This is a genomic window from Citrobacter sp. RHBSTW-00599, assembly GCF_013784065.1.
In the GTDB taxonomy this organism is placed as follows: Bacteria; Pseudomonadota; Gammaproteobacteria; order Enterobacterales; family Enterobacteriaceae; genus Citrobacter; species Citrobacter braakii.
The window spans coordinates 4,335,402-4,349,793 of record NZ_CP056717.1 but is presented as its reverse complement, the minus strand read 5'-3'; the positions used below and the strand labels follow the sequence as shown (position 1 = coordinate 4,349,793).

The 14,392-nt window shown below is 53.1% G+C and carries 15 protein-coding genes and 1 other annotated feature; of the genes, 11 read left to right on the top strand and 4 right to left on the bottom strand.

Going from position 1 to position 14,392, the window contains the following annotated elements; all coding sequences use genetic code 11:
* Positions 1–53: 53 nt before the first annotated feature.
* A complete protein-coding gene (gene yjjX / locus HV243_RS21165) occupies positions 54–569 on the bottom strand; it encodes an inosine/xanthosine triphosphatase (RefSeq protein WP_016151618.1) in 516 nt (171 codons plus the stop codon).
* A 52-nt stretch (positions 570–621) separates the two neighbouring features.
* Here yjjX and gpmB point away from each other — a divergent pair, with 52 nt between their 5' ends.
* Positions 622–1,269 (top strand): 2,3-diphosphoglycerate-dependent phosphoglycerate mutase GpmB, encoded by a 648-nt coding sequence (gpmB, locus tag HV243_RS21160; protein ID WP_016151619.1) that lies wholly within the window; start codon positions 622–624, stop codon positions 1,267–1,269.
* On the opposite strand, the gene robA is transcribed toward gpmB, so the two are convergent.
* Positions 1,266–2,135, bottom strand: a complete 870-nt coding sequence (gene robA / locus HV243_RS21155) for an MDR efflux pump AcrAB transcriptional activator RobA (protein ID WP_003837295.1) — start codon at positions 2,133–2,135, stop codon at positions 1,266–1,268. The genes gpmB and robA overlap by 4 nt on opposite strands.
* Positions 2,136–2,346: 211 nt before the next feature.
* Here robA and creA point away from each other — a divergent pair, with 211 nt between their 5' ends.
* Genes creA through creD form a run of 4 tightly spaced genes read left to right on the top strand, consistent with a single transcriptional unit; the run spans position 2,347 to position 6,371 of the window.
* Entirely contained in the window at positions 2,347–2,820 is a 474-nt protein-coding gene (gene creA, locus HV243_RS21150; RefSeq protein ID WP_016151621.1) for a protein CreA, read from the top strand.
* Between the two features lie 12 nt (positions 2,821–2,832).
* A complete protein-coding gene (creB, locus tag HV243_RS21145) occupies positions 2,833–3,522 on the top strand; it encodes a two-component system response regulator CreB (RefSeq protein WP_016151622.1) in 690 nt (229 codons plus the stop codon).
* On the top strand, positions 3,522–4,946 hold the full coding sequence (creC, locus tag HV243_RS21140) for a two-component system sensor histidine kinase CreC (RefSeq protein ID WP_047500125.1): 1,425 nt from the start codon (positions 3,522–3,524) through the stop codon (positions 4,944–4,946). The genes creB and creC overlap by 1 nt, the downstream gene beginning before the upstream one ends.
* 57 nt (positions 4,947–5,003) lie before the next feature.
* A complete protein-coding gene (gene creD / locus HV243_RS21135) occupies positions 5,004–6,371 on the top strand; it encodes a cell envelope integrity protein CreD (RefSeq protein ID WP_053389004.1) in 1,368 nt (455 codons plus the stop codon).
* Between the two features lie 60 nt (positions 6,372–6,431).
* On the opposite strand, the gene arcA is transcribed toward creD, so the two are convergent.
* A complete protein-coding gene (gene arcA / locus HV243_RS21130; RefSeq protein WP_001194359.1) occupies positions 6,432–7,148 on the bottom strand; it encodes a two-component system response regulator ArcA in 717 nt (238 codons plus the stop codon).
* A gap of 95 nt (positions 7,149–7,243) precedes the next feature.
* Between arcA and yjjY the strand changes: the two genes are divergently transcribed.
* The 6 genes from yjjY to thrC all read left to right on the top strand — a co-directional run bounded on the left by yjjY (position 7,244) and on the right by thrC (position 13,510).
* Positions 7,244–7,384 carry a protein YjjY gene (yjjY, locus tag HV243_RS21125; RefSeq protein ID WP_042998021.1) on the top strand — a complete coding sequence of 47 codons (141 nt, stop codon included), beginning with the start codon at positions 7,244–7,246 and terminating at the stop codon, positions 7,382–7,384.
* 399 nt (positions 7,385–7,783) lie between these two features.
* Positions 7,784–8,470 carry a tRNA/rRNA methyltransferase gene (locus HV243_RS21120; protein WP_016155643.1) on the top strand — a complete coding sequence of 229 codons (687 nt, stop codon included), beginning with the start codon at positions 7,784–7,786 and terminating at the stop codon, positions 8,468–8,470.
* 206 nt (positions 8,471–8,676) lie between these two features.
* Positions 8,677–8,803: a sequence feature (Thr leader region), on the top strand.
* Positions 8,682–8,747, top strand: a complete 66-nt coding sequence (gene thrL, locus HV243_RS21115; protein WP_181604081.1) for a thr operon leader peptide — start codon at positions 8,682–8,684, stop codon at positions 8,745–8,747. It overlaps the preceding feature by 66 nt.
* Positions 8,804–8,826: 23 nt before the next feature.
* Complete coding sequence (gene thrA, locus HV243_RS21110) at positions 8,827–11,289, top strand: bifunctional aspartate kinase/homoserine dehydrogenase I (RefSeq protein ID WP_046275506.1); 2,463 nt, start codon at positions 8,827–8,829, stop codon at positions 11,287–11,289.
* A 1-nt stretch (position 11,290) separates the two neighbouring features.
* Positions 11,291–12,220, top strand: a complete 930-nt coding sequence (gene thrB / locus HV243_RS21105; protein WP_053389003.1) for a homoserine kinase — start codon at positions 11,291–11,293, stop codon at positions 12,218–12,220.
* Positions 12,221–12,223: 3 nt separating this feature from the next.
* Positions 12,224–13,510, top strand: a complete 1,287-nt coding sequence (gene thrC, locus HV243_RS21100) for a threonine synthase (RefSeq protein ID WP_019078326.1) — start codon at positions 12,224–12,226, stop codon at positions 13,508–13,510.
* 84 nt (positions 13,511–13,594) lie between these two features.
* Here the strand turns inward: thrC and yaaA are convergent, their stop codons facing one another.
* The gene (gene yaaA, locus HV243_RS21095; protein WP_053389002.1) at positions 13,595–14,368 is read right to left on the bottom strand and encodes a peroxide stress protein YaaA; all 774 of its coding nucleotides are present in this window, start codon (positions 14,366–14,368) and stop codon (positions 13,595–13,597) included.
* Positions 14,369–14,392 lie beyond the last annotated feature (24 nt).

The following is a 14,392-nucleotide window of genomic DNA, read 5'->3' as shown; positions in this document are numbered from 1 at the left end:
ATTATGTGGCGCGGTTGTGGCCGGATAAGGCGAAGCCGCCATCCGGCACAACGCTATAAATACACTGCGTTATGAAACGGGCTGAGCGCCAGAATCACCGCCTGGTGGTATACGCTTGAGCGCGTCAGCTTGCCCGCGGTAAAGACGCCGATAGCGCCCTCTTTACGGCCAATCTCATCAATACCCGTGTAGTCCGACATCACCGGACCGAGCGCTTCGCCCTGACGGACTCTGTCGAGAATGACAGCTGGCAATGGCAGCGTGGCTGAACGGGCTTCGCCGCGCTGGACGCCATTATCAATCACCACCCAACTGAAGGTCGCATCGTCGTCAATTCCCGCTTCAATAGCGACCCAGAAATCAGCCTGCGGGTGCAGACGGCGCGCATTATCAACGCGATTTCGTGCGCCAGTGCGCGTTTCCTGGTTTCCGAAAGGTTGTTCCGGCACGCCACTCTCGACGGCGACGGGTTCAATATGGCAGGATCCTTCCCCGAAAATCTCTTCAAATGCCCGCAGAATTGCCTGAATTTTGGCAGGATTGGTGGTCGCAGAGATAACCTTGTGCATAATTAAGCTCAGTTTGAAAATTCATCGCATCGCAGTATAACGGAAAAAAAGCATGTTACAGGTATACCTTGTTCGCCATGGCGAAACGCAGTGGAACGCCGAGCGACGTATTCAAGGCCAGTCAGACAGCCCACTGACCGCTAAAGGTGAACAGCAAGCCATGCAGGTGGGCGAACGCGCCCGCACGTTTGGTATTACGCATGTCATCAGCAGCGATTTAGGTCGTACACGACGCACCGCAGAAATCATCGCCCAGGCCTGTGGCTGTGATATCACCTATGACTCACGTTTGCGCGAGCTGAATATGGGCGTGCTGGAGCAACGCCATATCGATACGCTGACGTCGGAAGAAGAGGGCTGGCGTCGCCAGTTGGTGAACGGTACGGTGGAGGGGCGTATTCCTGAAGGGGAATCGATGCAGGAACTGAGCGATCGCGTCCACGCGGCGCTGGCATCCTGTCTGGAGTTGCCGCCGGGGAGTCGTCCGCTGCTGGTCAGTCACGGTATTGCACTGGGTTGCCTGGTGAGTACGATTCTGGGATTACCGGCATGGGCTGAACGTCGCCTGCGTCTGCGCAACTGTTCTATTTCTCGCGTCGATTACCAGGAAAGTTTGTGGCTGGCGCCGGGATGGGTAGTTGAAACGGCAGGGGACATCTCACATCTGGACGCCCCTGCGTTAGACGAACTGCAGCGCTAGCGGCGAATCGGAATCAGGAATTCGCAGCGCAGGTTGATCGGGCGATCTCCCGCTTTGGCATCTTCTGCCGGGTAGTATCGCTCGATATCCTGCCCTTTACGGCGCGTCAGGTTCAGCATTGGCATGCATGTGCCGTAAACCGTCAGGATAAACTCCTGTACACCGGTCCCCAGCCCTTCATAGGTAAACATCACATACTCGCCGCCTTGTAGCAGGATAGGCTGTGCCGACGGCACATAACCATTGGCCTGTTCCGGCGTCAGTGCTGTGGTGTAAAACACTTCCTGCTCGTCATCTTTTTCAATGCTCGGACGCGTTTCGTTCAGCCCGTACAGCACCGGTGGGATCGCAGGAGCCTGGCTAAGGAAGTCGCGCCAGAACTGAATTCGCATTTCATGACGGAAATCTGAAATCTGCTCCAGCGAGCAGGAATAGCTTTGCGTGGTGCCAAGCAGTTGCGTATCTTCCAGCGTGACAAACTCGTGCGCAGGCATGGCAAATTCACCCAGTCGCATAGGCGGGCGAATACCAAACGCGCTCCATTCCGGCGAACGGCGATACAGCGCAGGCGTCTGGGAAAACTGTTTCTTGAACGCGCGGGTAAAGGTTTGTTGAGAGTCAAAGCGATATTGCAGCGCAATATCCAGAATTGGGCGTGCAGTCAGGCGCAGCGCCACTGCGGATTTCGATAAACGACGGGCGCGGATATAGGCGCCAATAGCATGGCCCGTCACGTCCTTAAACATTCTCTGCAGGTGCCACTTGGAATAGCCTGCTTTTGCCGCCACATTGTCAAGCGACAAAGGCTGATCCAGATGACCTTCCAGCCAGATTAATAGGTCGCGAATAATGCCAGCCTGATCCATAAAATATCCTCATCCTTTCAACAACGAGTACCTGACGTCAGGTATGAGGATAATAGCATTTTTTGCTGTTTTAGCATTCAGTGTTTTTTTTGCTCATAAATGCTTTTTTCGATCATTCGAAAGCGTGATTATTGTAATCCTGTGATCTGTATACGTTTTATCTTAGAATGTCGAATAATTACACAGAGTAACTTTTAAAAATGGTAACAATATGAAATATAAGAGCTTAATCATTTCCTCAATTCTGCTGATGTTAGCGCAGGTCGCCCATGCGGAGCAGATTGGATCTGTCGATACGGTGTTCAAAATGTTTGGGCCGGATCATAAAATTGTGGTCGAAGCGTTTGACGATCCAGATGTTACCAACGTGACCTGCTACGTGAGCCGGGCGAAGACCGGCGGCATCAAAGGTGGGCTGGGGCTGGCGGAAGATACCTCCGATGCCGCCATTTCCTGTCAGCAGGTGGGGCCGGTAGAACTGAGCGACAGAATCAAGAACGGCAAAGCGCAGGGCGAAGTGGTATTTAAAAAACGTACCTCGCTGGTGTTTAAATCCTTACAGGTCGTGCGTTTTTACGACGCGAAACGTAATGCACTGGCCTATCTGGCCTATTCAGATAAAGTGGTCGATGGATCGCCCAAAAATGCCATCAGTGCGGTGCCCATCATGCCGTGGCGGGAATAACAAGGAAGCAAAATGCAACAACCGTTGATCTGGTTGGTTGAGGATGAGCAGGGCATTGCCGATACGCTCATCTACATGCTGCAGCAGGAAGGTTTTAGCGTGGAAGCGTTTGAGCGCGGGTTACCTGCGCTGGAGAAATCTCGCCAGCGTTGTCCTGATGCGATCATTCTGGATGTCGGACTACCGGATATCAGCGGTTTTGAACTGTGTCGACGCCTGCTGGAGCGGCATCCAGCGTTGCCGATCCTGTTTCTGACCGCGCGTAGCGATGAGGTGGATCGCCTGCTGGGGCTGGAAATTGGCGCGGATGACTATGTTGCCAAGCCTTTCTCACCGCGCGAGGTGTGCGCCCGCGTGCGTACGCTGCTGCGGCGGGTGCAGAAATTCTCTGCTCCTTCATCGACGACGCGTTGCGGCGATTTTGAACTTAATGAGCTGGCCGCGCAGATTACCTGGTTCGGCAAGCCGTTAAACCTGACGCGCTATGAATTTCTGTTGCTGAAAACGTTGCTATTGTCGCCGGGGCGCATTTACTCACGCCAGCAGTTGATGGATTTAGTCTGGGCCGATGCGCAGGACACCTTTGACAGAACGGTCGATACCCACATTAAAACGCTGCGCGCCAAGCTGCGGGCTATCAACCCTGAGCTTTCCCCCATCAATACGCATCGCGGTATGGGATATAGCCTGAGGAGCGTCTGATGCGCATTGGCATGCGTTTGTTGCTCGGCTATTTTCTGATTGTTGCCGTCGCCGCCTGGTTCGTTTTGTCGATCTTTGTACAGGAAATTAAACCAGGCGTCCGCCGGGCAACCGAAGGCACTTTGATTGATACCGCCACGCTGCTGGCTGCGCTGGCGCGCGATGACTTGCTCTCTGACTCTCCAGCCAACGGCAAGCTGGCGCAGGCATTTTCGCAACTGCATAACCGCCCATTCAGCGCCAATATCAGCGGCATTAACAAAGTCCGTAATGAATACCATGTCTACATGACGGACGCCCAGGGTAAGGTGTTGTTTGATTCCGCAAACCAGGCTGTCGGTCAGGACTATTCTCGCTGGAACGACGTGTGGTTAACCCTGCGTGGGCAATATGGCGCCCGCAGTACGCCGCAAAACCCGAACGATCCGGAAAGTTCAGTGATGTACGTGGCCGCGCCGATCGTAGACGGCGGACGTATTATCGGAGTGCTTAGCGTCGGTAAACCGAATGCGGCGATGGCGCCGGTGATTAAACGCAGTGAACGGCGGATGCTGTGGGCCAGCGCCGTATTGCTGGGCATTGCCTTAGTGATTGGCATCGGGATGGTATGGTGGATAAACCGCTCCATCGCCCGGCTGGCGCGCTATGCCGACTCCGTTACCGAGAATCGCCCCGTCCCACTGCCTGATTTAGGTAGCAGCGAGCTACGTAAACTGGCGCAGGCGCTGGAAAGTATGCGACTGAAGCTGGAGGGCAAAAACTACATTGAGCAGTATGTTTATGCGTTAACGCATGAACTGAAAAGTCCGCTGGCGGCCATTCGCGGCGCGGCTGAGATTTTGCGCGAAGGTCCGCCGCCGAACGTGGTTGCGCGCTTTACCGATAATATCCTGACGCAAAATGCGCGCATGCAGGCGCTGGTCGAAACCCTGTTACGCCAGGCGCGGCTGGAGAATCGACAGGACATTACGTTGACGCCAGTGGCGGTAGATGCGCTGTTTGCTCAGCTCAAAGAGGCGCGTAGCGTGCAACTGGCGGCAAAAAACATCACGCTTACCATTATGCCTTCATCGCTTAGCGTCGCCGCCGAGCCTGCGTTACTGGAGCAGGCATTGGGGAATTTGCTCGACAACGCTATCGACTTCACACCACAGGACGGGACGATTACGCTGAGCGCGCATCAGCAGGATGAACTGGTCACGTTGCAGATAATCGACAGCGGCAGCGGGATCCCCGACTTCGCGTTGCCGCGTATTTTTGAGCGTTTCTATTCGCTGCCCCGTGAAAATGGGCATAAGAGCAGCGGTTTAGGGCTGGCGTTTGTCAGTGAGGTTGCGCGACTGCACGAGGGGACGGTGACATTGTGCAACCGACCACAAGGCGGCGCACAGGCCTCGTTTACGCTTCACGGTCACTTCACATAACTTCAAATTCTCCGCACATAGCTGTTCTACCTTGCTGATATTGCAAAGGAGAACGCTATGTTTAAATCACCCCTGTTTTGGAAAATAGTCACCTTAGGTGGCGCAATACTGCTGCTGTTAATTCCGCTGACGATGGTCAGGCAGATCATCGTGGAGCGATCGGATTACCGCGATGAAGTCGAAGATGCTATCCGACAGAGCACCAGCGGGCCGCAAAAGATGGTAGGACCGTTGATAGCCATTCCGCTAACGGAACTTTACACCTCACTGGAGGATGGCAAAGAAATCCAGCGTAAGCGTAGCTATATCCATTTCTGGCTGCCGGAGTCGTTGGTAGTTGAGGGGAATCAGAACGTTGAAGCGCGTAAAATCGGTATTTATGAGGGCCAGGTCTGGCACAATGATGTTTCGGTGAAGGCTGAGTTTAACGCCGAACGGTTGGGTGATTTAAATCATCCTAATATCAGCATTGGCAAACCGTTTATTGTGGTTGGCGTGGGGGACGCGCGCGGGATTGGCGTGGTAAAAGCGCCGCAGGTCAATGGAACGTCGCTGGCCGTTGAGCCTGGGACGGGGCTGGATGGACGTGCGCAGGGGATCCACATTCCGCTACCCGATGCGAGCTGGGCTGAGCAAAATCTGAGCATGGCGTTGTCGCTTAATTTGAGCGGAACCGGCGATTTCTCCGTCGTTCCGGTTGGGCGTAACAGTGAAATGACCTTAACCAGCAACTGGCCGCATCCCAACTTTCTTGGGGACTTTCTCCCGGCTAAGCGCGAAATTAGCGAATCAGGATTCAAGGCTCAGTGGCAAAGCAGCTGGTTTGCGAACAACCTCGGCGAGCGCTTTAACGACGAAAAGATTGGTTGGCTGGGCATGCCAGCGTTTAGCGTCGCCGTCGCCACGCCTGCAGATCAGTACCAGTTAACGGACAGGGCGACAAAGTATGCCATCCTGCTGATTGTGCTGACCTTTATGTCTTTCTTCGTCCTTGAAAGTATGACCAATCTGCGCTTGCACCCGATGCAGTATCTGCTGGTGGGGCTATCGCTGGTAATGTTTTATCTGCTGCTGCTGGCACTGTCGGAACACATCGGTTTTACGGCGGCGTGGATAACGGCAAGTCTGGTGGGGGCGTTGATGAACGGTGTGTATCTGCAGGCGATATTGCAGGGCTGGCGGAGCAGTATTTTGTTCACCGTGGCGCTGCTGGGGCTGGATGGAGTGATGTGGGTGCTGCTACGTTCACAGGATAGCTCTTTACTGCTGGGAACCGGCGTGCTGTTGTTCGCGCTTTGTGGGGTCATGTTCCTGACGCGTCATCTTGACTGGCACTCGCTGGCACAGCCAAAAGCAAAGCCAAAATCTACAGAACTTCCAGAGCTTCAGCCTGCGCAGAGCGACGAATTTCGCTTGTGGAAATAGAGCGGTAGGGAAATGAAAAACGGCGCATAAAGCGCCGTTTTTATACCAGTGAGGATTGAATTAATCCTGCAGGTCGCCGCAGAAACGGTAGCCTTCACCGTGAATGGTGGCGATGATTTCTGGCGTATCCGGCGTTGATTCGAAATGTTTACGAATGCGGCGGATCGTCACGTCAACGGTACGGTCATGCGGCTTCAGTTCGCGACCGGTCATTTTTTTCAGCAGTTCTGCGCGAGACTGGATTTTGCCCGGATTCTCACAGAAGTGAAGCATGGCGCGGAATTCGCTGCGTGGCAGTTTATACTGCTCACCGTCAGGACCAATCAGAGAGCGGCTGTTGATGTCCAGCTCCCAGCCATTGAACTTGTAGCTTTCGACGCTACGGCGTTCTTCGCTGACAGTACCCAGGTTCATGGTACGGGACAGCAGGTTACGAGCACGGATAGTCAGTTCGCGCGGGTTAAACGGCTTGGTGATGTAATCGTCTGCGCCGATTTCGAGGCCGAGAATTTTATCGACTTCGTTATCACGGCCCGTCAGGAACATCAGCGCAACGTTAGCTTGTTCGCGAAGTTCGCGCGCTAACAGCAGGCCATTTTTCCCAGGCAGATTGATATCCATAATCACAAGGTTGATATCATATTCAGAGAGAATCTGATGCATTTCCGCGCCATCTGTCGCTTCGAATACATCATAGCCTTCTGCTTCGAAAATGCTTTTCAACGTGTTGCGTGTTACTAACTCGTCTTCAACGATAAGAATGTGCGGGGTCTGCATGTTTGCTACCTAAATTGCCAACTAAATCGAAACAGGAAGTACAAAAGTCCCTGACCTGCCTGATGCATGCCGTAAATTAACATGATCGGCGTAACATGACTAAAGTACGTAATTGCGTTCTTGATGCACTTTCCATCAACGTCAACAACATCATTAGCTTGGTCGTGGGTAGTTTCCCTCTGGACCCGACAGTGTCAAAAACGGCTGTCATCCTAACCATTTTAACAGCAACATAACAGGCTAAGACATGCCGGACACCCAATAAAACTACGCTTCGTTGACATATATCAAGTTCAATTGTAGCACGTTAACAGTTTGATGAAATCAACGTATCCAAATGTTTGCTTTCATCACAAAATTGCAATATTACAACTAGTTGCACGAGCAAATTAATAAATGTAATGAATCCAACCGGTGCGATCCATTTTAAATTAAATTATCATGGATAAACAGAGGGATATGCAACTTTTGTTAACATAAAAGGCAATAGTACACCCGGGAAATAGTTTAGCATTTTTTAATGGATGCGAAATGCTTTTTCAGTGATTTCTGTTAAAAATATGTAAATTTGCACTGCGTAATATGTTGAAGCACGTCACATTATTCCTTGCAGACTGGCCAAAAAGAGTATCGAAATGCGTTTAACAATTATTCTGGTTGCCCCCGCCAGAGCGGAAAATATTGGTGCGGCTGCCCGCGCTATGAAGACCATGGGGTTCACCCAATTACGCATCGTTGACAGCGAAGCCCACCTGGAACCCGCCACGCGATGGGTCGCGCATGGTTCTGGCGATATTATTGATAATATTAGCGTTTTTTCAACGTTAGCGGAGGCGCTGCACGACGTAGATTTTACCGTCGCGACCACTGCGCGTAGTCGGGCGAAGTTCCATTACTACGCTACGCCGGTCGAACTGGTTCCTCTGCTGCAGGAAAAATCAACGTGGATGGATCACGCCGCGCTGGTTTTTGGTCGTGAAGATTCAGGGCTGACCAACGAAGAATTGGCCCTGGCGGATGTACTCACCGGTGTACCTATGGTGGCTGACTATCCTTCACTCAATTTGGGGCAGGCGGTGATGGTGTATTGCTATCAATTAGCAGGTTTAATACAACAACCCGTCAAAAACATTGAGGTGACGGATGAGCTTCAGCTACAGGCATTGCGCGCGCGCGTTTTGCGTTTATTAGCCACGCTGAACGTTTCTGACGACATCAAGTTGACGGACTGGCTGCAACAGCGAATGGGTCTGTTAGGGCAGCGAGATACGGCAATGTTGCACCGTTTTTTACATGATATAGAAAAAAGCATCACGAAATAAAATATCGACCTACATTTTTTGCGTGGTGTTTTGCTCTGGATTCAAGTAGGGGTGACATACTGTATTGGTCGAAACTAAAAGGGCAAGCAGTCGCTCGTGAACAAGTTTCGGAATGTGACCAATTTAAAAATTTATTGACTTAGGTCAGCAGATACTTTAACCCTAAAAGAATACAGGACAGATAATAAATAATTACAGAGCACACAACATCATGAAACGCATCAGCATCACTATTACCACAACCATCACCATTACCACAGGTAACTGTGCGGGCTGACGCGTACAGGAAACACAAGAAAAAGCCCGCACCTAAACAGTGCGGGCTTTTTTTTCGACCAAAGGCAATGAGGTAAACCATGCGAGTGTTGAAGTTCGGCGGTACATCAGTGGCAAATGCAGAGCGCTTTCTGCGGGTTGCCGATATTCTGGAAAGCAATGCCAGACAGGGGCAGGTCGCGACCGTTCTCTCTGCCCCCGCAAAAATTACCAACCATCTGGTGGCGATGATTGAGAAGACCATCGGTGGTCAGGATGCTTTAGCCAATATCAGCGACGCCGAACGCATTTTCTCTGAGCTGTTGGTGGGTCTTGCCGCCGCGCAACCGGGTTTCCCGCAGGCTCCGCTCAAAGCCTTTGTTGAACAAGAGTTTGCACAGATTAAGCACGTCCTGCACGGTATCAGCCTGCTGGGTCAGTGCCCGGACAGCATCAATGCCGCGCTTATTTGCCGTGGTGAAAAAATGTCGATCGCCATCATGGCTGGCCTGCTGGAAGCGCGCGGGCACAACGTGACGGTCATCGACCCGGTAGAGAAATTGCTGGCGGTAGGCCATTACCTCGAATCTACCGTTGATATCGCCGAATCTACGCGCCGCATTGCCGCCAGCCGTATTCCTGCGGACCATATGGTTCTGATGGCAGGATTTACCGCCGGGAATGAGAAAGGAGAGTTAGTGGTGCTGGGGCGTAATGGCTCTGACTACTCTGCCGCCGTACTGGCCGCCTGTTTGCGCGCCGATTGTTGTGAGATCTGGACCGATGTCGATGGCGTATATACCTGCGATCCGCGCCAGGTACCCGACGCCCGACTGCTGAAGTCGATGTCTTATCAGGAAGCGATGGAGCTTTCTTACTTCGGCGCTAAAGTGCTGCACCCGCGCACCATTACCCCTATTGCCCAGTTCCAGATCCCGTGCCTGATTAAAAATACCGGCAATCCACAAGCGCCCGGCACGCTTATCGGTGCCAGCAGTGATGATGACGATTTGCCGGTAAAAGGGATTTCTAACCTCAATAACATGGCGATGTTTAGCGTCTCCGGCCCTGGGATGAAAGGCATGGTGGGGATGGCGGCGCGTGTTTTTGCCGTGATGTCGCGCGCAGGCATCTCGGTGGTGCTGATCACCCAATCCTCTTCTGAATACAGCATCAGCTTCTGCGTCCCGCAGGGCGACTGCGCGCGTGCGCAACGCGCCATGCAGGATGAATTCTATCTCGAACTGAAAGAAGGCTTGCTGGAGCCGCTGGCGGTGACTGAACGTCTGGCGATCATCTCGGTTGTTGGCGATGGTATGCGCACGTTGCGTGGCATCTCGGCGAAATTTTTTGCCGCGCTGGCTCGTGCGAACATTAATATCGTGGCAATCGCCCAGGGCTCGTCTGAGCGTTCCATTTCGGTAGTGGTGAATAACGACGACGCGACCACTGGCGTGCGTGTGACCCATCAGATGCTGTTCAACACCGATCAGGTGATTGAAGTATTTGTCATTGGTGTTGGCGGCGTGGGCGGTGCGCTGCTGGAGCAGCTTAAACGTCAGCAAACCTGGCTTAAAAAGAAGCATATCGATCTGCGCGTGTGCGGTGTGGCGAACTCGAAGGCCCTGCTGACCAACGTCCATGGTCTGAATCTGGAAAACTGGCAGTCGGAGTTGGAAAGCGCGAAAGAGCCTTTCAACCTGGGGCGCTTAATTCGTCTGGTGAAAGAATATCATCTGCTCAATCCGGTGATTGTCGACTGTACGTCAAGTCAGGCGGTTGCGGATCAGTATGCGGATTTCCTGCGCGAAGGCTTCCATGTGGTCACGCCGAACAAAAAGGCCAACACGTCGTCGATGGATTACTACCATCAGCTGCGTTTTGCTGCGGCGAAGTCTCGTCGTAAATTCCTGTACGACACCAACGTAGGCGCGGGCTTGCCGGTAATTGAGAACCTGCAAAATCTGCTCAGCGCGGGCGATGAACTGCAACGTTTCTCCGGTATTCTTTCTGGTTCGCTGTCGTTTATTTTCGGCAAGCTGGATGAAGGCATGAGCTTCTCCGAGGCCACCACCATGGCGCGTGAGCTGGGCTATACCGAACCCGATCCGCGTGACGATCTATCCGGTACGGACGTGGCGCGTAAGCTGCTGATCCTGGCCCGTGAAACCGGTCGTGAGCTGGAGCTTTCTGACATTGTTATTGAGCCGGTCCTGCCAAAAGAGTTTGATGATTCCGGTGATGTTTCCGCGTTTATGGCGAAATTGCCGCAGCTGGATGACGCCTTTGCCGCGCGTGTGGCGAAAGCCCGTGATGAGGGGAAAGTATTACGCTATGTTGGCAATATTGAAGAGGATGGCGTCTGTCGCGTAAAAATAGAAGCAGTAGACGGCAACGATCCGCTGTTCAAAGTGAAAAACGGTGAAAACGCGTTGGCGTTTTACAGCCACTATTATCAGCCGCTACCGTTGGTTCTGCGCGGATACGGCGCGGGTAACGACGTGACGGCGGCGGGCGTATTTGCCGACCTGCTACGCACCCTTTCATGGAAGTTAGGAGTCTGACATGGTGAGAGTTTATGCCCCGGCTTCCAGCGCCAATATGAGCGTCGGGTTTGATGTGCTCGGAGCAGCGGTAACTCCGGTGGACGGTTCGCTGTTAGGCGATGTGGTATCCGTTGAGGCGGCTGACCATTTCAGCCTTAACAACCTTGGTCGCTTTGCCAATAAGCTGCCGCCTGAGCCGCGAGAAAATATTGTCTACCAGTGCTGGGAGCGATTCTGTCAGGAGCTGGGTAAAAGCGTTCCGGTGGCGATGACGCTGGAAAAAAATATGCCGATTGGCTCCGGGTTAGGCTCCAGCGCTTGTTCCGTTGTAGCGGCGCTGGTCGCCATGAACGAGCATTGCGGTAAACCGCTCAACGATACGCGCCTGTTGGCGATAATGGGTGAGCTGGAAGGGCGTATCTCCGGCAGTATTCATTACGATAACGTCGCCCCGTGCTTTTTAGGCGGTATGCAGTTAATGATCGAAGAAAACGGCATTATCAGCCAGCAGGTGCCAGGCTTTGATGAGTGGCTGTGGGTCCTCGCGTATCCGGGAATTAAAGTGTCGACGGCAGAAGCGCGGGCGATTTTACCTGCGCAGTATCGCCGTCAGGACTGTATCGCCCACGGGCGGCATCTGGCTGGGTTTATCCATGCCTGCTATTCCCGTCAGCCAGGGCTTGCCGCGAAGCTGATGAAAGATGTCATTGCTGAGCCGTACCGTACCCGCCTGCTGCCAGGCTTTACCCAGGCGCGTCAGGCGGTAGCGGAAATCGGGGCGCTGGCCAGCGGCATCTCTGGTTCGGGGCCGACACTGTTCGCTTTGTGCGACAAGCCGGATACGGCGCAGCGTGTAGCAGACTGGCTGGGTAAAAATTATCTGCAAAATCAGGAAGGCTTTGTTCATATTTGCCGGTTGGACACGGCGGGCGCACGGGTACTGGGATAATCAATGAAACTGTATAATCTGAAAGATCATAACGAACAGGTCAGCTTTGCACAGGCCGTCACGCAAGGGCTTGGCAAGAATCAGGGATTGTTTTTTCCGCACGATTTGCCGGAATTCAATCTGTCAGAAGTCGATGAGATGTTGAACCAGGATTTCGTTAGCCGCAGCGCGAAGATCCTTTCCGCATTTATCGGTGATGAAATCCCACAGGAGATTCTGGAACAGCGCGTGCGTGCGGCGTTTGCCTTCCCGGCGCCGGTGGCTCAGGTTGCCGCGGATATCGGCTGTCTGGAGCTGTTCCACGGCCCAACGCTTGCATTTAAAGACTTTGGCGGGCGCTTTATGGCGCAGATGCTGACGCATATCAGCGGCGACAAACCGGTCACCATTCTGACGGCGACCTCTGGAGACACTGGTGCGGCAGTCGCACATGCCTTTTATGGTCTGAAAAATGTGCGCGTGGTGATCCTTTATCCGAACGGCAAGATTAGCCCATTACAGGAAAAACTGTTCTGTACACTGGGTGGCAATATTGAAACCGTGGCGATTGATGGCGATTTTGATGCCTGTCAGGCGCTGGTGAAACAGGCGTTTGATGACGAAGAGCTGAAGGTAGCTTTGGGGCTGAATTCGGCTAACTCAATCAACATTAGCCGTCTGCTGGCGCAAATCTGTTACTACTTTGAGGCCGTGGCTCAACTGCCGCAAGAGGCGCGTAATCAGCTGGTTATTTCCGTTCCCAGCGGCAACTTTGGCGATCTGACAGCCGGGCTGCTGGCAAAATCACTGGGCTTGCCGGTGAAGCGTTTTATCGCGGCGACCAACGTCAACGATACGGTTCCACGCTTTCTTGCACAAGGTGAGTGGGCGCCTAAAGCGACTCAGGCGACGTTGTCGAATGCGATGGATGTCAGCCAGCCAAATAACTGGCCGCGTGTGGAAGAACTGTTCCGCCGTAAAATCTGGCGTCTGAATGAGCTGGGTTATGCCGCTGTTGACGATGCCACTACTCAGGACACGATGCGTGAGCTGCATGAGATGGGGTACACCTCAGAACCGCATGCGGCGGTGGCTTACCGTGCGCTGCGTGACCAACTGAACCCTGGCGAGTACGGCCTGTTCCTCGGCACTGCGCATCCGGCCAAGTTTAAAGAAAGCGTTGAAGAGATTCTTGACCTGACGCTGGCTCTGCCAAAAGCGCTGGCGGAACGCGCGGACCTGCCGCTGCTTTCTCATCACCTGCCTGCTGATTTTGCTGAACTGCGCAAGCTGATGATGACCCGCGGTTAACGGTTGTGCCCGCTGGCGCTTTGCTTAGCGGGCCTACAAAACCTGTCGGCCGGATCGGGCGTTCGCCGCCATCCGGCCTTTTTACTACTGCTCCTGGCGCTTAAACACCAGTTCGCCATTTCCTGAAGCTTCTTCATCAAAGAAATAGCCTTCGCTGTTAAAGGCAGTCAGCTGTTCTGGCTGCGTTAAGCGGTTCTCAATAATGTAGCGACTCATCAGGCCGCGCGCTTTTTTGGCGTAGAAGCTGATGACTTTGAACTTGCCGTTCTTCTCGTCGAGGAAGACCGGTTTGATAAGCTCCGCATTGAGTTTTTTCGGCTTCACGGATTTAAAATACTCATCCGAGGCGAGGTTAATCACTACGCTGTCGCCTTGCGCTTCCAGCGCTTCGTTAAGTTTATCGGTGATGGTATCTCCCCAGAACTGGTAGAGATCTTTACCTTTCGCATTGGCCAGACGAATACCCATCTCCAGACGGTAAGGCTGCATCAAATCCAGCGGACGCAAAACGCCGTACAGCCCGGACAACATCCGTAAATGTTGCTGAGCGAAGTCGAAATCCGCTTCGCTGAAGTTTTCAGCCTGCAGTCCGGTATACACGTCGCCTTTAAACGCCAGAATGGCCTGGCGTGCGTTTTCCGGCGTGAAGTCAGGCTGCCAGTCATGGAAACGCGTGGCGTTTAGATCCGCCAGCTTGTCACTAATTCCCATCAGCTTGCCAATTTGCGGAGCAGAGAGTTGGCGCGCCACGTGAATAAGCTGCTGAGAGTGATCCAGCAGTTCGGGCAATGTATGACGTGTCGTTGCCAGCGGACTTTGGTAGTCGAGCGTTTTTGCAGGTGAAATCAGAATCAGCATATCCAGTCCTTGCAGGAAATTTAC

Excerpts from the sequence above, each read along its gene's own strand:
- arcA (WP_001194359.1), bottom strand. The coding sequence starts at position 7,148 with ATGCAGACCCCGCACATTCTTATCGTTGAAGACGAGTTAGTAACACGC.
- gpmB (WP_016151619.1), top strand. The coding sequence starts at position 622 with ATGTTACAGGTATACCTTGTTCGCCATGGCGAAACGCAGTGGAACGCC.
- creB (WP_016151622.1), top strand. The coding sequence starts at position 2,833 with ATGCAACAACCGTTGATCTGGTTGGTTGAGGATGAGCAGGGCATTGCC.
- thrA (WP_046275506.1), top strand. The coding sequence starts at position 8,827 with ATGCGAGTGTTGAAGTTCGGCGGTACATCAGTGGCAAATGCAGAGCGC.
- creA (WP_016151621.1), top strand. The coding sequence starts at position 2,347 with ATGAAATATAAGAGCTTAATCATTTCCTCAATTCTGCTGATGTTAGCG.
- thrB (WP_053389003.1), top strand. The coding sequence starts at position 11,291 with ATGGTGAGAGTTTATGCCCCGGCTTCCAGCGCCAATATGAGCGTCGGG.
- HV243_RS21120 (WP_016155643.1), top strand. The coding sequence starts at position 7,784 with ATGCGTTTAACAATTATTCTGGTTGCCCCCGCCAGAGCGGAAAATATT.
- yjjX (WP_016151618.1), bottom strand. The coding sequence starts at position 569 with ATGCACAAGGTTATCTCTGCGACCACCAATCCTGCCAAAATTCAGGCA.
- yjjY (WP_042998021.1), top strand. The coding sequence starts at position 7,244 with ATGACTAAAGTACGTAATTGCGTTCTTGATGCACTTTCCATCAACGTC.
- robA (WP_003837295.1), bottom strand. The coding sequence starts at position 2,135 with ATGGATCAGGCTGGCATTATTCGCGACCTATTAATCTGGCTGGAAGGT.
- yaaA (WP_053389002.1), bottom strand. The coding sequence starts at position 14,368 with ATGCTGATTCTGATTTCACCTGCAAAAACGCTCGACTACCAAAGTCCG.
- creD (WP_053389004.1), top strand. The coding sequence starts at position 5,004 with ATGTTTAAATCACCCCTGTTTTGGAAAATAGTCACCTTAGGTGGCGCA.
- thrC (WP_019078326.1), top strand. The coding sequence starts at position 12,224 with ATGAAACTGTATAATCTGAAAGATCATAACGAACAGGTCAGCTTTGCA.
- creC (WP_047500125.1), top strand. The coding sequence starts at position 3,522 with ATGCGCATTGGCATGCGTTTGTTGCTCGGCTATTTTCTGATTGTTGCC.